This is a genomic window from Halomonas qaidamensis, from assembly GCF_025917315.1.
Classification (GTDB): Bacteria; Pseudomonadota; Gammaproteobacteria; order Pseudomonadales; family Halomonadaceae; genus Vreelandella; species Vreelandella qaidamensis.
On record NZ_CP080627.1, the window covers coordinates 2,332,356 to 2,355,827 of the forward strand.

At 51.3% G+C, this 23,472-nt stretch carries 15 protein-coding genes; 3 read left to right on the forward strand and 12 right to left on the reverse strand.

All coding sequences use genetic code 11. The features are described 5' to 3' along the window. Positions 1 to 31: 31 nt before the first annotated feature. From K1Y77_RS10825 to K1Y77_RS10845, 5 genes are read right to left on the reverse strand one after another with little or no spacing between them, the layout of a single operon-like run. Entirely contained in the window at positions 32 to 2,032 is a 2,001-nt protein-coding gene (locus tag K1Y77_RS10825) for a vWA domain-containing protein (RefSeq protein ID WP_264428394.1), read from the reverse strand. Next, positions 2,029 to 3,210: a hypothetical protein gene (locus K1Y77_RS10830; protein WP_264428396.1), complete on the reverse strand. Its 1,182-nt coding sequence runs from the start codon at positions 3,208 to 3,210 to the stop codon at positions 2,029 to 2,031. The genes K1Y77_RS10825 and K1Y77_RS10830 overlap by 4 nt, the downstream gene beginning before the upstream one ends. Continuing rightward, entirely contained in the window at positions 3,200 to 5,944 is a 2,745-nt protein-coding gene (locus tag K1Y77_RS10835) for a putative virulence factor (protein WP_264428398.1), read from the reverse strand. Before K1Y77_RS10835 ends, K1Y77_RS10830 begins: the two co-directional genes overlap by 11 nt. Further along, positions 5,941 to 9,036 (reverse strand): virulence factor SrfB, encoded by a 3,096-nt coding sequence (locus K1Y77_RS10840; protein ID WP_264428400.1) that lies wholly within the window; start codon positions 9,034 to 9,036, stop codon positions 5,941 to 5,943. The genes K1Y77_RS10835 and K1Y77_RS10840 overlap by 4 nt, the downstream gene beginning before the upstream one ends. 30 nt (positions 9,037 to 9,066) lie before the next feature. After that, entirely contained in the window at positions 9,067 to 10,590 is a 1,524-nt protein-coding gene (locus K1Y77_RS10845; RefSeq protein WP_264428402.1) for an SrfA family protein, read from the reverse strand. A 900-nt stretch (positions 10,591 to 11,490) separates the two neighbouring features. Between K1Y77_RS10845 and K1Y77_RS10850 the strand changes: the two genes are divergently transcribed. Both K1Y77_RS10850 and K1Y77_RS10855 read left to right on the forward strand, forming a co-directional pair. Then, positions 11,491 to 12,468, forward strand: coding sequence for a TAXI family TRAP transporter solute-binding subunit (locus tag K1Y77_RS10850; RefSeq protein WP_030072067.1), 978 nt, complete (start codon positions 11,491 to 11,493; stop codon positions 12,466 to 12,468). 62 nt (positions 12,469 to 12,530) lie between these two features. Continuing rightward, positions 12,531 to 14,300, forward strand: a complete 1,770-nt coding sequence (locus K1Y77_RS10855; protein ID WP_264428404.1) for a TRAP transporter permease — start codon at positions 12,531 to 12,533, stop codon at positions 14,298 to 14,300. 25 nt (positions 14,301 to 14,325) lie between these two features. Here K1Y77_RS10855 and K1Y77_RS10860 read toward each other — a convergent pair whose 3' ends face one another. Continuing rightward, a complete protein-coding gene (locus tag K1Y77_RS10860) occupies positions 14,326 to 14,868 on the reverse strand; it encodes a type 2 periplasmic-binding domain-containing protein (protein WP_264428406.1) in 543 nt (180 codons plus the stop codon). A 436-nt stretch (positions 14,869 to 15,304) separates the two neighbouring features. Here K1Y77_RS10860 and K1Y77_RS10865 point away from each other — a divergent pair, with 436 nt between their 5' ends. Further along, positions 15,305 to 17,071 carry a sensor domain-containing protein gene (locus tag K1Y77_RS10865; protein WP_264428408.1) on the forward strand — a complete coding sequence of 589 codons (1,767 nt, stop codon included), beginning with the start codon at positions 15,305 to 15,307 and terminating at the stop codon, positions 17,069 to 17,071. Between the two features lie 108 nt (positions 17,072 to 17,179). Here the strand turns inward: K1Y77_RS10865 and K1Y77_RS10870 are convergent, their stop codons facing one another. The 6 genes from K1Y77_RS10870 to K1Y77_RS10895 all read right to left on the reverse strand — a co-directional run bounded on the left by K1Y77_RS10870 (position 17,180) and on the right by K1Y77_RS10895 (position 23,291). Continuing rightward, positions 17,180 to 17,491, reverse strand: coding sequence for a transposase (locus K1Y77_RS10870; protein ID WP_264428409.1), 312 nt, complete (start codon positions 17,489 to 17,491; stop codon positions 17,180 to 17,182). 201 nt (positions 17,492 to 17,692) lie between these two features. Further along, a complete protein-coding gene (locus tag K1Y77_RS10875; RefSeq protein WP_264428411.1) occupies positions 17,693 to 18,220 on the reverse strand; it encodes a hypothetical protein in 528 nt (175 codons plus the stop codon). Positions 18,221 to 18,244: 24 nt separating this feature from the next. After that, the gene (locus K1Y77_RS10880; protein ID WP_264428413.1) at positions 18,245 to 19,084 is read right to left on the reverse strand and encodes a hypothetical protein; all 840 of its coding nucleotides are present in this window, start codon (positions 19,082 to 19,084) and stop codon (positions 18,245 to 18,247) included. After that, on the reverse strand, positions 19,085 to 20,017 hold the full coding sequence (locus K1Y77_RS10885) for a hypothetical protein (protein ID WP_264428414.1): 933 nt from the start codon (positions 20,015 to 20,017) through the stop codon (positions 19,085 to 19,087). It lies immediately after the preceding gene. After that, a complete protein-coding gene (locus tag K1Y77_RS10890) occupies positions 20,014 to 22,872 on the reverse strand; it encodes a hypothetical protein (RefSeq protein ID WP_264428416.1) in 2,859 nt (952 codons plus the stop codon). Before K1Y77_RS10890 ends, K1Y77_RS10885 begins: the two co-directional genes overlap by 4 nt. After that, positions 22,872 to 23,291, reverse strand: a complete 420-nt coding sequence (locus tag K1Y77_RS10895; protein ID WP_030072048.1) for a hypothetical protein — start codon at positions 23,289 to 23,291, stop codon at positions 22,872 to 22,874. Before K1Y77_RS10895 ends, K1Y77_RS10890 begins: the two co-directional genes overlap by 1 nt. Positions 23,292 to 23,472 lie beyond the last annotated feature (181 nt).

A 23,472-nucleotide genomic window follows, 5' to 3' on the forward strand; every position in this document is an offset into this window, starting at 1 on the left:
CACGTCCCCAATGGTTCACTATGCCGTATTTTCAAGGCATCATTTCAAGAGGAACAGGATAGACGTCATCTCGTGGATCACTGCCCTCAGCAAGTGATACCCAGCGGTCGACATCCTCGTTATAGCGCTGATAGTGGCGTAACTTAATGCTTAAATTGCGAATGAACCGCTCCTGGGATAAGCCATCCCAACTCTTCCACGTGGCTTCATCCAGGTTAAGCACTTCGCTCTGGTATGGCAGGTCTTCCAGGTACTCTCCCATCAGCCCTAATTCAGCTAACTGGGTAGCCTCGTTTTGCTGCAACTTGTTAGGATCTGCACCCATGGCAGCAGCCACCGAACGTAAACGATCAAACATGTCGGTGGGAGAAATCAGGCCCTGATTGGCAGCATCCAGAATCTGCGCAACAACATCACTGAGATCACTCAACTGCGATTTGGTCAATAGCACACGAACATCTGTACTTGGCCGGTTTTGCTGTACGAGGTCACGGTCACTAATCCAGGCCTGGAAAACGGGCGGGGCAGTGCTTCCGGTCTGCTGACCAAGATAGGCAAGTTGCATTGCATGACCAATAAGGCTGGCATCTTCCAGTAAACGCTGTTGACTGGGGTCAGTTTCGTCAGGATCAGGCTGTTGGGCATTCAAGGCGCTGCCGATAGCCCCATCACCTAGGTAAGCCGCTCGTACTTGAGACGTAATTGCCTCTGCCAAGGCATCTACTTTGGCACCAAATGTTTCAACATCCCCTGCTTCCACCGGGTAATACAGTGATGTATTGGTTCCGGCGTAGGTCGAAAGGTTAGCGTATTGCGCTTCAGCCCTGGCATGGTCGCTGAAGCGCTCGCCACTAGAGGTTTTTAAGTGCAGCGTATAAATCGCCACTCCTGGGTTAGCCGCCTCTAAACGCACTTGGTCGGCACTCAACCCAGTAGAAGAGCGCTCATTATCGCCCTCTATAGCGCTGGCATCGGTAATCAAAACAATATAGCGAGCACCATATTGGCTCCAATCCACGTCATCAATTGCTTGCATCACCCCCGCGTAAGCATCTTCTTCGAACCCAGGCGTGGAAACCGTGGCTTCGTGCAGCTGATTCATACGCGCCATCAGGTCTTGCCTGCTGTCAATTTCCATGGGGTTAGCGTACATACGGCTGATGTATTCAAGTTCCGGCACACTTTCTACGCTGTCACGGTAAGACACCAACCCAAATTTAACCTGCTCGTTTAGGTTTTCCGCCTCGATACGATCAAGAATTTTGTTGACCGCTTCTCGGGTACGCTCAATGTACGGCCCCATCGAGATGGTCGAGTCAATCACGAATACTACGCCTGCATTGAACTCACGCAATTGACTCGCTGGTGTGTTAGCAACAGAAGTCGTTGCATTTCCCGCAGGATCAGGGTCTTCCGCTTTACTGACAGACGCCACGTTTAAAAGCCGCGCACGGAAGCCCGCTTCTGTAAACACCTCTTCGCCTTCAAGTATCGGCAGTAGATAAAACTGCTCCTGGAGATCGACAAAGTATTCCGGCTCGCGAGCCAAAACAGAAGGCACCTCTTCCTCTCGGTTCAGAGCAGCATGTAACGGCACGACCTGACTAGAAGGTTCGAATTCGTCCAGAATGGCTTGTAACGAACTTCTATCGCGGAAGAACAGCAAGCGCTGTCGATTAGCTGGGTTAGTAAATGCCAGCGTAAGTTGCATTTTCCATTCGACGCTGCAATCAGCTGGCAGCCAACCACGGGTGTCACCATAACTGTCTGGCCCAACTTTCAGCCATTCACGCCCATCTACCTCACTACGCTCATAAACATAAAAGCGAGTAAACGCCGGTTGCAATTCGCCGCTGCTGCCTACTGTATCGGTTAATTCACACCCAGGAGTGGTAAGCACACGCTGATGCAGGGTTTGCTTGCCTTCCTGAAGCAGAGGGCGGGTATCGGCCAACGCAGAGGAGGCAAGCAGTCCGATACTTGTCAGAGCCGCCGTCGAAAATGCCAATGACAATAGCGTGCTGCGTATCATTCGCTTAACTCCTCGATACGCGCCTGGGCTTCACTATTGTCGGGATCTATGTCGAGTACGGTTTGGTACCAATAACCAGCGGTTTCTGCATCCGCGGAAGCAAAGCAGGTGCTCTCCTGATGGTAAGCGGGGTCATACTCGCGCGCATAGGCCAATGCGATAGTGGCATCACCTGCAATAGCTCGATTGGCATATAAACGTCGCGCTACTCCACAGTAATCAGCATTACGCGCGGCTTCGATCACTTCTAACAGGGCGCCTGCGGTCATCTCTGCCTCGGAACAACCTTGCACAAAGGTCAGCTCATCCTGCTGATCAAGGGCTTCAATGGAACAGGCTGTCGCCGGTACAGCAGAAGATGAAGCAGTATTGTTAAGAGGTTCTTCAGTACTTTCTGGTAGCTCTTCTTCAGTAACCTCTTCTTCCCTACTCGCCTCTTCAGTAACCTCTTCTTCCGTTCCCGTCTCTTCAGTAGCTTCTTCAGTGTTCTCTTCTTCGGTACCCTTTTCTTCCGTCGTTTCTTCGATAACGGGTTCAGGATCAGTGTTGTTATTGCTGAACCAGTACCAGGCACCGAATGCCACGGCAGCTAACAGTAAAAGCGCCGCTAATATAAATAACAAAGGCCCGCGTTTGCTTGTCTTGCCGTCAACATACGTTTCCTCCACCGGTGCAGGATCAGGCCTAGTTTTTTCGGGTTCATGTTCAGACGGTGTCGTTACGACGGATTCTGGCTCAGGCTTTAGTGCTGGCTCTGGTTCTGGTGTTTTTTCCACTGTAGGTGTCTGCAAGACACTATTAACACTTGCAGAAGGCCCAGCCCCGGCAGCACTGGAAGGCATTAAATTCCGTGACAGACGTATAACGCTTTCGGCCTTGGTACCCTCGGCGTCTTGTAGTGTCAGCATGTATTGAGTAGAGCCTGGAAGCTCTAATAGAGGATCAATAATAGTGCTGCCGAGCACTACCTGCAGACGCTCTGCATCGGCTTCTTCTAGGCTTGCCACTTCAAACGAATGTGGCTTGGTACTCCACGATTTATCCGGGTGCAGAAACTGTTTATCCTGGTTTTCTTGAATCATCAGCTGCAGTGTCGTCGTCGCCCCACTCCACCCAGTGAGCAGAAGACGGCCTTGACCCGGCATACCTGATTCCAGCGGACGTAGATCAACTCGCATGGCTCACCTCCGGCTGGCAAAACGTTGTCAAGACAGCACCCAGGCGCTCGTTTTGTTCCATGGTAATTTCTCGTCCGGCGGTATGGCCTGCATTTTCCTGCGTCACAATACAAATCCCTGAAAGCCAGTCGGCTAAGTAAAGTACGGCTTGATTAACCGGTTGTGGCGCCAGGCGTGGAAGCTCCCCTGGCAAAATGGGGGCGTTCGGCAAAAACAGCTTTTCTTTCTTACCCGCCAAACTGTTAGGCCGCTGGTCAATCGGCAAATCCTGATAACCCAACCAGGCAATAAAATCACGCAGCACTAATTGGGCAGCTAACACTTGACGCTCTACCAACTGATCGCGTTTAGCACTGCTTTGGGCACGCCTAAGAAGCGCTTGATCCAAGCGTTGCTGCATCCCCATACGATTAGCTGCCGTGATCAATTCATCCGTCAGAGACTCTACAACTGCCTTTTCTAGCCCCAGCAGTTGTAGTAGCGCCTGATGCCCTGGTATTTCACGCAGATGAGCAATCCAGGCCTTAAACACCTTGCGGGCAAAACGGTGATCTGCACCTTGCAGCACCGGCTCGCTCTTAGTGTCAGGGGCGGTAGTTGCAGCATGATCATCAAAGGGAGAGCTACCCGAGAACGGGTCATCACTCAAGTTGAAGCCACTATTGCAGTAGAGACTATCGGCCTGCATGGCCTCCTCACTATCTGCATCACCTGCAACGGCCGACACCACGTCTTCTTCGCTGTCGCTCAAATAAAGGTCGCGGACTACTTGCTGGGGAAGTTCCAGCTGGTGCTGCAATTCACCAAGCGTTGCTAGGCGTTGCCCCAGGCTTTGCCACAATAGCTTGGCGGTCTCGCGCTTTTTAGCTACTTCGCCGTTACCATCGGAGTGATGAAGAGGGGCCAAGCGTTTTTCAACTAATGAGGTGAGTGTTTCAGTCAGCTGCTTCTCGATACTGGCCAGCTTAAAATCCAGGGTGGCAATACGGCCTAGGTACTGACTGATGCGCTTAATACCACCATCGTTAAGCGCCAGCATTGCTTCCCAAGCCTCGTCAGGTTCATGCACATGCTTTTGAACGCTGGCATTCTCAACAAAGGTAGAAGCCATACGCACGAGAGGCGCAGCGCAGTCTTCATTAATGCCAAGCTCTTCGTTACCACGACTATCCAGAAAAGGAACGGGCAGCCGCGGCTTGCGCACTAGAAAGGTATTATTGAAGGGCTCACCAGGTGCCCACTGGCTCATCCAGTCATACTGACCGAAACGCTCCAGCAAGGTCATCTTAATCAGCCCTTCCCAGCCTTCTCGCAGTTGGCTTTCTGTCAGACTCAGCGCGCCACTGATACGCTTATCAAACATGGTCAGCGTCCAGATTAATCCAGGCGCCTTACCGGCACGGTCCTGACTATTCGTCCCCTGGGTCTTTTCAATCCAGCGCGTCAGCACTGGGCCGACGGAAGTCACATCACTTTGTTTATCCGAACTCGTACACACTACCAAGCCGTTCATCTCCTGGCTGTCCGTATACCGTTCGAATAAATAAGCCACTTTACCGCGCAGAATTAATTGGGAAACTGGATTACCCCCTTGACTGCTGGCTTGACTGGCAGCTTCAGTGACACTCTTCAAACTGAGGCGGCCGCGATAACCGGGGAAATCCAGCAGGTCAACTTTCTCAACTTGAGGGTCTTGTGTTGGTTCAATCAGCGGGAACGTTAACTCAGCGGTCAGTGCCGCTAACTGGGCTACCGATACCGCGACAGCATTACCGGACGCTTCCTGCTCTACCGGACGCACCTCCAAACTATGGTCGTCGACACTCCCTAAACGCTCGAGAATATCCACGTTCATAATGCTGTCACGTTGGCTGTAGCCATCTCCATCGGGCGTCACGAGACAAGTCAGCGGCGCATACACAGTGGGAGCATTGCCAAGGCGGCGCAGGGTGGATGCCAATTGTACATAGAGGCGAGTGAGCTCTTCTTGCTCACCCCACAGCAGGGAAAACAGATCAGCACGCTCTTCGCAGGAAAGACACGGCGCCAGTTTGAGAACCCGCGGCCAGTAGCGCGCTTCCAGCTTGCTGATCGATTTTTTGAAACTGCCAGTGAGGTAGTCCCATAGGGACACCACGTCATCACCGCTTAACCCTGGCTTTGGAGCTGCCGCAACGTCGACGCCTTCAAACGGTTTGAGAATACGTTCGATGCGCGCTTCATCCAGCTCATAGTGCAGCTGCTCATGATCGAAATCGTTGAACCAGGCATTAGCCAGTATCTTGGCAATCTCAATTTCACTGAACAGACGCAATTCAACAGGCGTATCAGACGGCCCGCTAACGGCAGTACGGCTGAAGCGCGTTACCAAGCCGGTGGCTTCTTTACCGCCCCCAACAGGGTTTACATGCTCAATGAAATCAAGCCGCTTACCACCGTAGTCAGTTTCCAACTTACCATTGTGTCCCGCGGCCAGTGCCGAGATCAGATAAGACTTACCCGCCTGGGAGAGCCCGAAAAAACCGATGGTCATTGGGGTGCCCGCAGCACGCCCCAGGCTTGCCGCCAGATTGCGCGCTTTGTGCAATTCTAAAATCAAATTATCCGCTTCACTATCCAGACGCGGGGCATTGCCACGAACGTTTCCGATCCACTCGATGGCCTGGCCGGCACCGGCGTGCACAGCTTTCCAGCCTTGGCCCAGTTGGTGTTGTTTAGCCGTCAGATTGCTCATTTGCGCTTCACACTCCCGCTGTCCAGCCAGTAATTAGAATCGCCCAATCCCGCATCAATCATGGTATTGAGCTGAAGAGTGACGTCCTTAGGTCTAAACTGCTTGTTGGTATTAGAGCTGACTCGATTGACTTCCAGCTCATCGCTAATTAAACCGCCCTTAGCTTTTTTGCCTTTGTCGACAACCTTAAGCTCCACTTCAACTACCGGCTGGTTGCCGTTTCCATCGTTCACAACGGCGTCTCTGTATTTTTCCTTACCACCCCCCGTCAGCTCCAAAGTGTAGAGCGGCGAAGCCACCCAGCGCTCGGCATCCAACTGACGATAACCGAGACGCACAATTCCCCCACGCAACTGCACTTTTGGGGCATCGTCTTCCGGCAGCTCAATCGCCGTACCGTTTTCATTGGCTTTAATATCGTGATAAATCACGTCATCGCTTTTCATGACGTTATTGTTATCAATCGAGCCCAGGTGGCGAATCAATGAATAAGGCCTGAGCGCCTGGGTACGGAAATAGAAGCTGGGCAAATCCAACTGGTCGCATAAAAGACATAACATGGCACCGACTGCTGCAGTGCTCTTAGGATCATCGATCTCGCCATTACTATGAAAGGGGTACCAATTCCCGGTACGGTAGTTCTGCATTGGCAAAATGCGCCCTGGGGGCAATGGCAACATCTTACGCAAAAAGGCCTGGATACCTGGCAACCGTGAGGGGCGTCCGGTCAGCAACAGCATGTCGCAGCTATACTGATAGATCACCTCACACAAGGCGCCGAGGGTTTTACCGATGTTGATGCCATCGCCAAGAAACGCCCGATGAACCTGAGGTAGGTTAAAGGTGACCGAAATATCCATCAGCTCAAACGCAGTGGTACCGTTAGTTTTTACGTCACGCCGCACGGCACCGTGCACATATTCTCTAACGACTTCACTCGCTGCATGATCGCCTAACAGCTCGCGATACGTAGCGGTGATGATGTGTGGGTTCTCCTCACTTTCTTTTTCTTGAGGATCAAAACCTTCGTAATAACTGAGCAATTTCAACCCAAGCGGCGTGAAGACCTGCAAATTGAGCTGCTGACGTAACACTTGGTCCTGTGCGCTAAGGCTCTCGCCGCCTAACAGACGAGACATCATGGCATCCGGCGATGACACGCCTGCATGTTGTAAGGCGTCTTCAAAGCTTTTCAACACAAAGGTCTGGATGACATCAAGCAAAATGTCATCCCCAGCGATACGAAAGCCGTCACGAAAGCGCTGCTCGGGGACGATATGCACATTGCTGCTATTCCCCCCACCTTCGCCACTCTCGATACGGTAATCGGTAATGACTAAGTCAGTCGTCCCCCCACCGATGTCGATACTGGCAAGCGTAATACGGTCGCGCTGCTTCTTTTCTGGGCGCGCCAATGTAGCGAAGAATTCTTCAGGGTGGCCTGCAAAATTTTCATTGATTTCGGTATATAAGTACACGAGCTGACCACAGGTGGCTTCGTCCCACTCCACCCGAATCTTTGGCAAAGGAGGGATCGGTGCAGCTGCCTCAAGCTGCTCAGGTTCCCCAAATGGGTCATCCTCACCTTGATACCATCCCATGCCCTGCCAAATCAGCCCCACCGCTTCATGCATACGCTGATCCAGGATGCTGCGTTCTGCCAACGGCATGGCAGGTGGCACCGTCAGGATGATCGAACGAAGACGACGCGGAACATCGATATTGCCCTGGCGAGAGCGCTGAGCAGGGCTATTGATCTGCATTAATGCCTGCGCCAGCACTTCCGAGAGCATGAAGGTCATCAAAGAGCTACGGGAGTAGTGCGGCTTGAAGACAGGGAGATCATCATCTTCACCATCACGCATAACGGCATAGATCGCCTTGCCGCTCTCATTAATCAAGTTGGAAAAAGGAGCGGCCGTAGCGAAAGGCTCTTTGTCCGACTTTACATAAGCACTATTAAAACGCCAGCCATGTGTATAGCGGCTGCCGTCCCACAAATAACGTTTAGGGCTAGAAAGCCCCGTGGAACCTTCAGTACCACGACGACGGCTAGCTAGGCGGCTAGCTTCGCCACCCACTCGTGCAATAGTGGGCCAGCGAAAAGCGTCATGGCGACCGCTCTTAACCGAGAGGTGGTCCTTACCAAAGAAGGTCTGGGAAAACTCGACACGACTTTCGAAAGGTTCGCTGTAAACGCACTCTGGGTCGACCAGATCACGTAGCTCCAGTACATAGTTCTGTTTTAAACCAGAGCCTGATTGCTCATGATGCTCAATCAGAATGCCGCAGGTGCGCGAGTTACCAACATCCAAGACAAGGTCGACCAAAATGGGCGTTTTCTGGCTAGCATCTTTTCCCACCAAGCGAATCTCAGGAACCCGCACCTTGGGCTTTCGCTGAGTACGCTCGGCAGGAATTGGTTTCCATAATAGGCTCAGCAGGTTCAAATAGTGAGCCTGGGGATGCCACGCCTTAATGTCATCCTCCAGCTCATTTTGATCCATCTCTGGATGGCCTTCCCGGTATAAGTCGTTGAGCCACTCTTTAACCCACGCCAAATCCATGAACCAGCCCATTTCATGGGGAGTCAACGCAAGCTTAAACGTCTCCCCAGAACGTACATCTTCGTCATTGGGCGCTAAGTAGGCGGTGCCTTCACGCTTGGGCATGCTACGGGTATCAAAAGCGAGCGTAAGACGATGGGTGTGGCCATCAACATCTGGCGTATTCAATTCAACCAAACGCAAACGTGCCCAATTACTCGGGCCTTCATCAAAGCGGTGCGGCGGCATGTGCCGAAAGAACGGTATTGGCACCCACTGACGATCCAACAGCGCCAAACTCGTCTCCATATCCATGTCGAGATACGGCTTATTTACCCGCTCAACCTTGTTAGGTTCAGGCTCATAAAACGTGGTGCCATCTTCTTCATTGATCAACAGGCGCACCAACAAATCATCCGCCAATTTAGCAAACTCACCACTGGCTTCTTTGCGGGGCTCAAGCGTTAGGGCAAAATCCAGAAATTGAACGCCGGTATCGTTGACCAATGGGACAACGTCTTGAAACTGAGTGACTTCAGGCAACATGTCGCAACTCTTCTCTCAACGATTCAGCAGTTATTCTTGGCCTTTCCACATCTGCATGGGAAAAGTCTCATTACCGTAGCTGACGGCACAGTCGGCTATATCAGTAGCGCCTTGCTCGCAAAGCACTTCAGGCATGTCGTAATGGCTGCCATCGTCACAGCTCGCCTGCCCTTGGCTTTGTATAGAAAGGGCACCGCCTTGCATTGCCGCTTCTATCGGGCCAGTACAGGTCACTCCACCCTGTTCGCCGGCATTACTCAGTTGTACTTGCCCACGGCCCTCTTCGAATTCATACGAAACACGTAACGGGCGTCCTGTCTCGCTATCCATAACGCCTGCCGCACGCCAGTTACCATCTAAGAAGTCTGCAGGACCGTTTACCGCCTGGGCAGGAATAGACAGTGGTTCTAACGATGCAGAAGGCGATGACGCCGCGCTGTCAGGCAGCGCCGCTTGGCCCAACTCAGGTGGTGTCACCGGAATCTCAGGCGGATTAGTGGCAGGCAGTTCAGAAGAGGCTGTATCCGTAGGTAGTTCACCTAGCGGCGCTTCGCCTTCAGGCAGTGCGGGCATATCCGCCCCCCCCACGTCTGGTGTTCCTAATCCCGGCAAACCGACGTTGGGCAACGCTGAACCGCTTCCATCAAGTGCTAAGCCACTATTACCAGCGCTTCCCCACCAACGCGGGTTAGAAAGGTCTGGCATTGAAAGCGCTGGAAAGCGTAGATCAGGAATGGTCGGCATACGCAAACTGTCTAAGCTTATCTTTGGTGCCTGAACATCAGGGGTTTGCAAATGGCTTGGATCGACACTTGGCGCGCTAATCTGGGGTGTACAACTACGCAGGCCGAAAAAGCTCAGAAGCAACAACAGCAGTAATAAAAGCAAGGCTAAGGGCCACCAGCGCCGCCACCAAGGGCGTCGCTCTTCCAACAAAGTTGGCTCACTCGCAGGTGAAACAGGCGTAGCCAAAGGGGCTGAGGTCAAAGGGGCTGAGGCCAACGGCATGGCGGGCTTTACAGGAGGTTCAACTCTTTCCTGGGGATACAGAAAATGCAATGGATCCGTCGACCGCTTAGCATCAGGGAACTCAAACCCCCAAAACGTAAGCACCGGCGTTCCATTCACCAAATAAACATAGTTTTGATCAGGAGTGCGAATAACTTGCTTAAGTAGCTTGGCCAGCACGCTCTGGTCATTATGAGCACCGTCAGCTTTCGCCAATGAAGAGTCACTAAAACTGTTCAGGAAAGACTCAAAGCGACGTAACGCTTGCCTAGCAGGCGCCCGCTCCTCTTCAGTTGCAGCGCTCCATGGGATGACATCCCCTTCTAGTTCGCTGTACCAATCAAGGCTTTTGCCCTGTTGATCACTTTGCGGAATGGCCAAATGGTGCTCCATTCGCGGAAAGTTTTGGTCTTGCGCTTTACGCTTGCGCGACTCCCGACGAATAGACTCACGGAGTTGAAGAGCTGAACGGAATACTGGCTGCCCAGTTTCTCCTAACGCTGAAAACTGCTCCGTCTTGCCGCTGCGTAGCAATGCACCTTGCATGCCTGTTCCCTTAGAATTCTTGTTTAACGCAACACGCAACCAGCTATTGCTACTTGATGAATGCTGCCTATTTTTCGAAAAATAAAATGTCACCAGCTTAACTAGGCATACTAAAGCCGCATTTATACGCTCAGCACTTTTGTGTTGATTATCTCAACTTGTTGACTGCTTTTTTGCTGACCGAAATCAATAAGGCCTACATAAAAATGTGTAAGCACCTATGGTTAATGCATTTTTAGTTACACTTTTTATTGTTCAGAAGATGCTTATAGTACCTAATTCTGTTTAAGAGTAAATGTAGAAAGACATCTTTTTTAAGAAATACCGTCACAACAATCCGCGTAAGACGCCTGGCAATGGGCTTCCGTAAGGCTTCAACAGAGCTATTGGCAGCGCCGCTGATGCCTTCAAAGCAGCCGTGTGATGGGCATGGCGAAAATTAGGCTAACTTGCTGTCTAGCGGTTGAGTTTCAGGATTCAGCCGAAGGTTCTTAGCTCTCAACCACTAAAATAGAGCTGATTGTGGCGCACTCTTTAGCGGCGCCTTGCAGGCTGCTACTTCACTGCCCGGCGACTCAATACCTGGGCATTGTCAGCCTTATACAAACTAAACATGCGTATGTTTCGAGTACGCTTTAGTAGTGCCCCAACTCTTGGCACTGCTAATAGCGCATTACCTGCTTGCGAGATAATGCAGCAGCATTAAGGTCTCAATAATCATCTATGTAATACACGCATGAGCCGATCCTTAGCACTGGCACCACCCGTCAAAACTTGCACTGGCTTTTCAGATGTCAGATATTGAGATTGGGCTTAGCCAAAAACACCATTGTTCGAAATTTTTTCCTCACTTGAATTCCTATAATAAACGCAACACTGGATACACTCTAAGGAGAGACCATGCTCCCTCGCCAGTCTGGACTGACTCGTCGCCTACTTTTTTCTGCCGTTGCTACCTTCATGGGAGCGGCGTCACTTTCGGCCCACGCGGAGACGCGTGTGACCTATAAATCCGCTTCGGCGGGAACCGCTTATTATCAGATGGGCGTTGAGCTTTCTGAGGCCATTAAAGCGGGCACCGATGGCAATATCGTTATCACTCTGGAAGAGAGCCAAGGCTCAGTGCAGAACGTGATGGAGGTGATGGCACGCCATGGTAACTATGTGTTTACCACGCCGCCGGCACTAGTGACCCAGGCGGCCGCTAGCGAAGGCCCCTTTGCTGAACGGCCTAACCCTCGTTTTGAGGAGATTCGTGGTCTATTCCCAATCCCTGCCATTACCATGCATTTTGTGGTGAATAGCGATGAGGGCGTGGTGGGACTAGACGCATTAGAAGATAAGCATGTGTTAATTGGCCGTGGCACCTTTGGCGCTCGTGAGGCGGAACGCTATCTGGAGCTGTTTGGTTTAATGGATAGCTTGCGCATTGCCAATGCTGAGATTGGTAGCGGCCCTGATGCGCTGAAAAACGGCCAAATTGATGCGTTTGTCACGGCAAGCTCTTTCCCAACACCTAACGTTATCGAAACAGCCGCAAGCATGCCCATTAGCTTGGTGAGCTTGACTGATGAGCAGATTGAGCAGACAGGCTCCGCTCGCCAGACTATTCCTGCAGGAAGCTACCCGGGTATTGATGAGGATGTGCAAACGACGTCTTTACCCGTTATTGCTTACACCACCACCGATATGGATGAAGAAACCGCCTATACGCTAACGCGTACGTTTTGGGAGCGCCGTGAGACGATGGCCGAAGAAACAGCGTGGTGGGGAGGGATTTCTCACGAGATGATCGCGAATATGGCGGGTTCCCTACACCCTGGCGCCATTCGTTACTACGATGAGGCTGGCATCGAGTTTCCTGACCGCCTCCGCTGAAGGTTTTCCTTCCTTACTTCTGGCCGGCCTTAAGGGCCGGCCGTGTCATTAAGGCACTGGTTATGCTGACGACTAACTCTCCGCTCCATCCTGCGTGGGTGGCGCTGGGTGCTATGACGGTTATTTTTCATATCGGTTTGATTTTTTATGGCCTCACACCGGCATTGGTGAGCCGCCCTATTCATATGGCGCTCATTCTGCCGTGGATCCTTATCTTCGCAGCAAGTACGCCTCTGCAGCGCATTAGCGGCTGGGTACTGACTCTCCTAGGCGTGGCTGCGTGTGGGTATATCGCGTTCAATAGCACATCGCTGGCGAACCAGTATGGCTTCATCTATGGCGACACCCAGATGATCATTGGCGTTTTCTTGATCTTTCTGGCGCTGGAAATGGCGCGCCGGGCGATTGGCTGGCCGCTTCCCTGCGTGGCGCTGCTCGCCTTGGCTTATGCAGTGTTTGGTGACCATATTCCTGGGCAGTTCGGCCACCCTGGCCTTCCAATGCAAAGCTTTGTGGGGACGCTTACCATCGCCGAAGGTGGATTGTGGGGCAAGCTGACTGGGGTCAGCGTTGGCGTGGTGGCGGTCTTTGTTATTTTCGGCGCGGTACTTAATGCGGGCGAGGCTGGGCGCGGCTTTATGAATATGGCCAGCGCATTTGCGGGCAGGCTTACTGGGGGTGCCGCGAAGGTATCGGTGATCTCTTCGGCACTGATGGGGTCTATTTCGGGGTCTGCATCGGCAAATGTGGCCTCTACAGGGGCGATTACCATTCCTACTATGCGTCGACTGGGGTATCCCAAATCGTTGGCTGGGGCAGTAGAAGCAGTGGCTTCGTCGGGCGGGCAAATTATGCCGCCGCTGATGGGGGCGGGTGCTTTTGTAATGGTGGAGCTGACGGGCACACCTTATACGCAGATTATGGCGGCGGCGACACTACCTGCCTTGCTGTACTTTTTTACCGTATGGATGGGCATTAACGCCTATGCCACACGTCACGATCTTCGCCCTATCGCGGCAAGTGAACAGCCTACTAGAAAAGAAGTGGTCGTCACTTCGCTTTTCTTTGCGGTGCCTTTTGCTATTTTGCTTGAGCGCATTTTCGTGGGCGGATATACCCCGCAATATGCAGCAAGCATTGCGGTACTGGCAGGCGTGTTACTGCTGTTATTTGATGTGACTCTAACGTTCTCATTTCGCCAGTTTTGGGGTCGTTTAGGCGAGGCCGTGGTTACCGCTGGCAAGCAAATAGCCATGATTGGGGCCATTATTATTTGTGCTTCATTGGTGATTGGCGTGCTTTCGCTCACAGGGCTTGGCGTTAAAATCACGTCGGGGATTCTTTCATTATCAGGCGAGATGCTATGGCCAGCTTTACTCTTAACAGCACTGGCTTGCCTTGTGTTGGGTATGGAAGTACCTACTACCGCTGCTTACGTGATTTGTGTTTCTGTGGCGGGGCCTGCGCTAATCGCCTTGGGTCTGGAGCCTTTGCTGGCACATCTGTTTGTTTTTTGGTTTGCGCTGCTTTCCACCATCACACCACCGGTATGTGGCGGTGTATTTATTGCCGCAGGCATGGTGGAAGAAAATTGGCTAAAAGTCGCACTGAAGGCTATGGCGCTGGGTATTGGGCTTTATGTCATACCGCTGGCTATGGTGGCTAACCCTGACATTATTGGGCTAGCTACCGCGCCGCTCAGTGCTGGTCTTTATACGTTGAAAGTAGCGGTTGGGCTATCGGCCATATCGTATGGCGTGATTGCCCGGCGAGCCTTTTGGCTGCGTACTTTGCTGGTGATAGCCGGTTTACTGGTCATCTTTTGGGTGTAGCGCTACTTGACCATTGCAACCTAACTTAATAGACCCTGCTATTGGTGTTCGACAGCGGAGTTCGACCAAACATCACCCAGGTATCCAATGCAGGTCCTAGCTCTTTAACGGTACGCAACTGTTGGGGGTATTGGGCCTGCACCTCCTGTGCGCATATCCCCGCGTCATACTCACCGTTCAATAGCCCCTCCGACACGTTTACAATCGACGGCTCTTCGATGATTTCTGCATAACCCGAAAGATCTGTGTAAAAGCGCGTAGCAGGCTGTAGCGCTAACGTTTTGGGAGTTTTCACATCGGCCCGTGCAAGGATAGCCAATGGTTTGCTGCCTGCAATGAACGCATCCACAGGAAATACACGATGCATATAGCGGCCTACATAGTGCCCGTGCTCAGGGTGAGCAGTACACTGTAAAACGCGATCTACTTTGTGTTCGAGCAGTGCCTTAAAGGCGTCTTCAAACGCGGTATAAAGCAATATGCTGCCTTGCGGTGCATGCCTGTTGAGATAGCGATTTGCGACCAGCTCATGATTGCTGCCTGCAGGGCCTAGCGTTGCTATAAGCACATTATCTTCCTTATTGGTTAACGCTTAATCACACGGGTGACTCGCTTTCCTGCTGCGCCCTCCCCTCCGTCCATCGCCTCACCTATGGCGACGGTACCAACCACCGAGGGCGCGCCTGTCATAATAAGATTACCTAGCTTCTGACACCCGCCACTAGAAGTGACTCCTGCCTTTCATTCACGAGCAGCCACGCAATGTTCGCCACCGCACAGACGATAAGGAATTAGGCGTCTAGCCTGGATTTTGTGGCTTTTTAGCCACAGTCAAGCTGCCATCGGCTTTATTTAAAGTAACCCAAAGTGTCCGCAGCCACCTAAAGCCTAAAAGCTATTACATGTTGCGAAATCATCAACGGAAGGCCTTAGGTAGCGAACTAGGTATTTCCAGGCTCGATAGTATGGCTTATCGAATACTGATTGTTTACAGGGAGTATGACATGACGTTAAAGAAGCCACAGGATAATTCAATGGTCGTTGAACGACTCAACTGGCAGGTAAAAGATAACTTATTAAAAAGCAGCGTTTCACGGGCCGAGTTAACACTCAACTCAATCAGTGATGCGATCATCTGCTCAGACCTCCAGGGTAATGTCGACTACATGAACCTTGCTGCAGAACAAATGACAGGGTGGAAACTGGAGCAGGCCCAGGGAAGGCCTATAGATCAGATCATGCCATTGATACATGACAACAGCTCTGCTGCTTGTCAGAATCCGGTCAGTCTAGTCTTGAAACACAGCGTACCGGTCAGCATGGTACCTGGCACTATGCTAGTACGTCGTAACGGTAGTACGGTAGCAATTGAAGATTCCGCTGCACCTATTAGAGAACCCGACGGCAAGATCAGCGGCGCCGTCATCGTTTTTCATGATGTCACTGCGGCCCTTGCCCTAGCCATTAATATGTCCTATTTGGCTCATCATGATGCGCTTACTCAACTTCCTAACCGCGTACTGCTTAATGATCGTATAGAACATGCTATTAGCCTGGCTGAGCGGCGAGGTAGTTCACTGGCAGTACTGTTCCTTGATTTGGACAAATTCAAAAATATCAACGACTCGCTTGGGCATACTGTTGGCGACAGCCTTTTACAAACAGTGGCGCAACGGCTATCTGCATGTGTCAGGCACTCAGACACCGTCAGTCGTAGTGGTGGAGATGAATTTGTCCTGCTATTGACTGAATGCCGCAATACGCAAGATGCCGCCTTAACGGCACATAAACTGCTCGTATCAGTGGCTGACTCATACCAAATTGGCCAACACAATCTGCAGGTAACGAGCAGTATTGGCATTAGCGTTTATCCCGACGACGCCCTCTCTGCACAAGCGCTGATTAAGAACGCGGACACCGCGATGTACCGTGCCAAACACGCCGGACGGAATAACTTCCAGTTTTTTAGGCAAGATATGAACATCCGGGCACTTGAACGGGAATCCATAGAAAACAGCCTGAAACAGGCATTGGAAAGACAAGAGTTTGAAGTATATTACCAGCCCCTCATCAACCTTCAGACCGGAACAATCACCGGGGCTGAGGCCTTACTACGTTGGCAGCACCCAGAATGGGGGTTAACACTACCTGAGCGTTTCATCACGGTCGCTGAAGAGAGCAACCTGATACTGCCCATTGGTCGCTGGATATTACGGGAAGCTTGCTTGCAAGCACGCCACTGGCAGGATGAAGGGCTAGCCATGAGTTCGATGGCAGTCAATATCTCAGCTCGCGAGTTTTACCATGCTGACTTCGTAAGCGGAGTTCGCACCATTCTCTATGAAACTGATCTCGCACCTGGCTGGCTGCAGCTGGATATCACCGAGCGAGTATTGATTCAAGATACCACTACCAGCACTGACATTCTAAACCAACTCAAAGTACTGGGAGTACAACTGGCCGTAGATAACTTTGGCACGGGCTCATCCAGCCTAAGTGAGCTTTTGATGTACCCTATTGACGTGCTCAAAATTGATGGCTCCTTCGTCCACACCATTAGGGAGCGTAATGGCAACAGCAAGGTTGCCAGCGCCGTCATCGCTATGGCTGAAAGCTTCGGCTATAAAGTAATTGCAGAAGGCGTAGAAACACCCGCTCAGCTTGAGTTTCTACGCCATCAACATTGTAATGAAGGGCAAGGGTATTTGTTCAGTGGCAGTGTAGCGGGCGCAGAATTTACGAAGTTAATGCGCACGGGGCTAGCCACTTAAATGGCCCTGGCAGGAGTTCTGCTCAAGATCATCCTTCAGATTCCACTTGCGGTGGACACCCTTGCCGTGTTGGCTAACAGCTACTCCCAACGTCACTGCTCGGGACTTTCACCCTATAGATGTGCGCCATGCCCTTAACAAATTGATGGCCGCGACCTGATCGGCATTAGCTTCGAAGCCGCACTCGGGGCAAGTGCGGCTCGTGTTGAGCGGTGGAACAACGACCAGATGCGTCCCGCGCCAAGCCAGCTTGTAGTCGAGCTGGCGACGGAACTCGTACCAGCCTTGGTCGAGGATGGCTCGGTAGAGGCCGGATTTGGCGCGGACGTTGCGTCGGACGTTGGCTATGCGTGCCTGAACCTTCTGAACGCGAGCCTTGGCCTTCTTCCAATTGTTGCTGAACGTGGTCTTGCGGCTCATGGCCTGCTGCGCCTTACGCACCTGCTCCCCGTTGGGCATCAGTTCTTATTTGAAGGCTTGAAGGCGTTTCACAAAGCACCTCTGGCTATCTATATATCCAGGATTATAGGGCGTCTGCGCTATCCTACCCCCCCACTAAAAGTACGGGGCATGTCTCGCTTTTGGTCAGTTCAGTGTCGTTGTAACTGCCCCTTCGCGAGTTCAAACGCTTAAATCGCACATCAGCATGGCTTTATCCGCTTCTTCGTCAGTCATCAACTGCGCCTGATAGGAACCACTGTCATGACTCACCAAGGTATACTCAATGCTTGAAAGCCTTTCCTGAACGTCAGCAATGGGCGCTGAAAACTCAATCAAAAGCACACTAATGCCATTTGAGTTACCAAGATAAAAAACAAAGCTTTCAACTGGCAGACCGTAGTACTCACCGTTTTTGGCTGCTAAACGGTAGCCACTATAATCTGAATTTCGCTCGAAGAGCTCTATTTCCCCAAGACTCTCTTTATAAGCATCCGGCAAGACGATTTCGTTAACCTCCGGGTAGAGCGAACCCTCTGGGTAAGTCACCAGATTTCGGCGTAGTTGGCCCCACTCTTCAGACTGTGCGCAGCCGTCTTCCCACGACTCAAGCAGGGGTGTCCAATCAACTGTTGAGCCTGCCGCAGTGCCGCCGTAAAAAAGCGCGCACCCTAGGACTGTTACAAGCAGTGGCTTATAGGTACGTTTCATTCGGTTCCCTTTTTTAAGTTATAATCAATCAAACAGGCTGGCAGGCACTGCATCGGGTGCGCCTTGCTCAATCCAAAGTTTGTGCCTTTCCGTGTAGTAGTTCTCATAGCTGCGCCAAGTACTATTAAATTTGTTTCCTATATCGTAAGTAATAGCACCAGCAGCTTCAGCCAACGCTAAAACAGTGTTCTTCGAAACCTCACAATTACTTCCCACTAAACTTGAGTATTGTTGAGTCAAATTTTCGTCAACCGACGTAACTTCTGGATCTTTACCCGAAACAAACCAGGCTTTGCCATGCTCGCCGTAAACGTTTCCACCAAAGCGCACATACAGATCGGCAAAGTGCAGGTATTTAGTTTCATCGTTACAAGAAGCCGTATGTATATTAATGCCTGCGCTTCTTGCTAAGCGCTCCATTAGCTCTTCGTTGCCGCTATCAATCACCGTAAAGTAGCTAATGAACTCCATAGGATCGACAGGCTCAGCACGAAAGCTATTGAGCAGGATTTGCTGTGTTCTTTCATCCCCTCTTAACACAGCATCGTAAAAGCCCATATACAGCGTCGAGAAAGGCATTTCGATGCGAAATGGCGGCTCACCTTGGCTGACTTGCATGGGGCGACACTCACTATCGAGTAAGCGTAGATTGTCACCAATGACTTCCCTCGCCCTGGGCGTCAGGTTTAAAAACGTTGCTACTGTTAACTGCAAAGGCTCAGACGTGCCTGCCTGCCGCTCTTCGATATAGTCAGCAAAAGAATAGAGCCGCTCATCGTCTTGGCAGGCAGCCTGGGCGAATGCACTGGTAGGCAGTGAAAACAGCGATATTGCCCCGGCGGCAAATAGGGTCTTAAGATACATTTACTGGCACTCCTGTGGCCGGACAGTGACGCGGCGCGTTACATTAAAGTAGGGATTAATGGGATCTTCGATGGCGGTTGATTCAGCCAATTGGTAGCCATCACCCTCTTGCTGAACGACTGTCTGCCAACTACCCCGGCTTGAAATACCTTCTTCTCTGTAAAAGGCTTCCACCATTTCCCAAGCAATGTTTTTATCAACCACAACGCTGGCATTAGGCTCAGCCTGTTCGCCTTGGCAGGCGTTGGTATTTTCAACGTAGATACCTTGGCTAAACACGTTGTCGTATATCTGCCAAAACGCGTTTTCATCCATCACGTTGCCTAAACTGCCGACAAACAGGCGTGCAACTTGTCGAATAGTGTCAACGTTCTGGCCTAATAACCGATAGTGGTCGCCATCCAATAGATAAAATGCCCAGAACCAACGCGCATCAATCGCTGCCGCTTTGGTACCCCGCAAAAATTCCATATGTGCGCCTAGCTCGGGTGTTTGCCTTAACTTAGAAAGCAAAATATCGAGATACTCTTCAAACGGCAGTACCGGATGGCCAATTAGCTCCCCATCAAAGTAATAGACAGGGTTACACTCCATGCTCGCAATCACCATATTGCGTGCTAACAGCGTTTGAACGTTCTCCCCAGCAGACAAGAATGTGCGTAAGGTCACCTGGAGCGGAGCCATATCATCGCCATTGGCTAATGCCTGTAAAGTTCCCCGAGGATCTTCCTGTAAGCGGCTATCATCGCCATATTGGCAGCCATACTGAGCACTTTCCTGGGCAATGTAATAGTGCCAGGCTTGCTTTTGCTCTTCTGTTAATGCTGATTGTGCGAAGGGCTCGACCACCAAGTCGTTAGCCTGCGCAGCAGAAAGTGTTGTTACCCCTACTGCGACGACTCCCGCCCATGTCAGCGCTTTTTTTATGCTCATTCGTGGTTCCTTGTCACTATCACATCTAGCGTTTGGCCTGCCGAGTTGGCTGGCAGTTGCCTCGCCCCAAAAACGCCATAGCGTAAATCGTGCGTTTGTGAAAAGGTGGATACGTCGGTATTGGTGTGGCTGTGATGAACCACAAGCCAGTCACCGTTCGCAAGCACCCCTTGAATGCCTTCCAACGCTGCACCCGAAAGGCTTAATGCTTGAGGACGATAGCCGACTCCCCTGGCCCGCTCACGCAGGCGCTGAACCTCTGCCAGGTTCATACGACGAAGCTGGCTATCCCCTTCTGCTTGAGGTTCACCGTGCTCAGGCCCGAAATAAGCAAGGCCGTACTGACGCTCATGCCGCGCAAAACAGCTAAGCACCTGTGGTGTACTGGCAGCCGCGGTAAAACGGCTAGCCCCTAACACATCGGCAATGTGGTCGGCTTCACGACGCACGGCATGACAATTAACTTCACCCAACAGTGTGGGTTGAAAATGTACCCATAATGCGAGGCCATCTTCATTTCGCTGGATAACACGAGCGAAGTCGGCCGCAAGAGGAATACTAACGGGGCGTTTGGCAATCGCATCGCTACCACAGTCGCCATGACGGGCTGCGCGCCACTGCAGGCTATTTACTCGGCTAATATCCATTGCTCTTGAGAAGTTAGTGAGGCAAGTACCTTCGCCAGTGATCACCGGAGATCGATGGATCGCCCAGTTACCGTCACTCAACTGCTGTACATCAATCAGTACCGCGTGGTGGGGCGTGTTGTTGAGTAACGTAGTCAGCTGGTTTTCTAGCGGCGTCGAAACATCTAAATGCACCACGCTTAACGGCCTATCCTCATCTGGCAAAGCCCCTTGATTGACGTTTTCTTGAATCTCTAGAGGAGAAGAAGGTGAATCGGTTGGCTCAGCCAGTGTTTCTCCCGAGGCTTGCTCAGCAACAACAAGCGTCTCCTGGTCAACACCCCTAGGACGCTCTATGGCATTAGAATCTCCACTGACCAGCGGGGGGGCAATGTAGGTAGCGAAGCGCCCTATTGAATAGATCACCGGCTGAGTGTGAATCACCCACGTGGCAAATAGCGCGCCCCCTGTGGTCATTGAGCGCTGAAATTCTTCATTAAAGTAACGATACGTGGGGGTTTGCGTCACCGCCGCACTACTCAGCATGGGCACAGTGATCACCACCGCCAGCCCACCAACTTTAATAGCATGAGGTAACCAGCGACGCTTGGAACCCATCAGCACAGGAACGCTTGCAGCTAAGCCAATCGCATTCACCAACGCAAAAAACAGAGAAAAACCCATGGCAATGGGGGGCACAATAAGCGCACGAACGTATTGCTTACCCTCTTCTTCGCGAGGCTGACCATTGGCGAGCAGTTGGGCGTCATCATATAACCGCTGACGCTCCGCTTCGGCATACGCTAAATAATGCGGTAATAGCAGTTGGTCTCTGAACTGCTCTGGCGTCAGGTCTAATGTGATGATCATCTGCTCATCGCGCGGCTGTAACGCCTCGTGCAGTTGATCCTGAATTGGCTGAGAGGCAATAAAGGCATCGGCAGTCAGATCAAGCGGCAACGATGCACCTAAATGTTTCTGCATCGCCTGAGCTGCCTGCTCTCCTGCCTCGTGAGACTGCTTTGCAATGACCGCCTCAAAAAATCCCTCACGGTCATTGGCACGCCACGCACTAGGTAGCTCAACATTCTGCGCTAGCATTGCCTGCCTTACCTGGGCAGCAGCGGTGTCACTCGCCACAAAATGTTCATAAGAAGCAGGCACACCTAACACGGTGGCTAGTTTTTCATTCAAATGGTCGTAAGCAAGGTTTTCACAGCGCTGAACGGTTCGCTGCTCAGTAACAAAGCGATTGCCACGACGTACATTCTGGGTCACGACTTCCTGCGCATAACACCAGTCGGTGGGAGCAACATAGTGCCCTAAGTTATCGACCACTTCTTCACGGTAGATCTCTTCAACTCGGACAATACACTCATTTCTAAAACGGCCATCTTCACAGCGTTGCCGAGCGTTAAAGTAAGTTGTCAAACTTCGCTGCAAGGTCAGCACCTGCCGCGTAAAGGCCTCTTCACTCCCTTCTACTTGATTATCTTGCCATTGGCTTAACAGGTCTTCTTGCATGTCTAGCCAAGCTTGCTCTGCATAAGTAGAGATCTCTTGCTGAGCTGACCAATAATTATCTGAAATCGTTTTATACCCGTCCCAGGCATTACCAATAGACGCCTGTAACGTTTCATAGGCTTGGTAGCTTTCTGGTAGCTCTTTACTCGCTTCATTCGTCGCGACTTGATGAATAATGCGCTCTGCCTCCGCCTTGAGGTCATCAACAAAGGCGGGCGAGACAAACGTCATAAGTCCTAATACAGAAAGAAAACTGCGCGTATGCGGTGAATCAAGGTCTTCTTCATCGAACGCAATGCCTTCCAACTGCAGCGAGTTAGTAGCAAGCCCCCGTTTCATCAGAAGAAGATGCTGAGCATCCATGCGTTGCTCGGCAGAAGTGCGATCAATTAATACATCTACTAAGATGCGCTGACCAAAAAACATGACAGGGAAGCCAATAGCAATCGCCAACGCTACCTGTTTGATAAATACGCTGGTTTGCTTATTTTTTAAAGTAATCAGACGTAGTAGTAACAAACTAAGCCCGATACCCGACAGTATCCGTCCTTCTAGCTCTAGCGCACGAACATCACCGCTCGTTAAGCGAGCAACCGATGCATCTACCAAACGGCTGTTAAACGCTAATTCATAAATTAAATAGGCAATATTGAGCACGAAGAGCAGCCAAAGCCAAGCCCTCCCGTTTTTTAAGTAATGACGCATTATTCTCTTTTTTCGCTTGGGACAGTGATAATAACGGGGGCCGTTCGAGGTGCGGTTAGTACCGCCGTACCGCTTGCCGTTTTTAATTGGCCGCGTTCTGGCAAAGTCACAACCACGGCGCTGTCTTCAAGCGATATCAGCGTACCCGCTTGATTCAAATAAGCGCCTTGTTGAATAAAAAAGGCCTGCTCTTCATCAACACCGCGAGCAGCATCGTCAGGCAGAACGGTGCCTTCAATAATGAGAGGATTGCTAGGGGCTATGTTTTGCGAGGAGGAGCAGCTTTCTCCATCACCGCATAACAGCTGTGCAGCGAAATCATCCCAGCTATCAGCATAAACAGGTTGGTTATAGCTCTGAAAGCAGGAAAAGCTGGCTAGTAGGCCGAAAATGACGGCTGTATTTCGGCATGCAGACACACCTACTCCCATAATCGAATTTTTATTGGAATATTAATTATTTTTTATAATTACAGACCCAGCCTGCATAAGTCAACGCTAATCCTCAAGTAAATTAGCCTTATAGGCCGCTATTTTAAGAGCTGAGTGAAAGCCGACGTACTGGCAAAAGCTTATGCAAGCCATCAACCTAAAGCTGCTT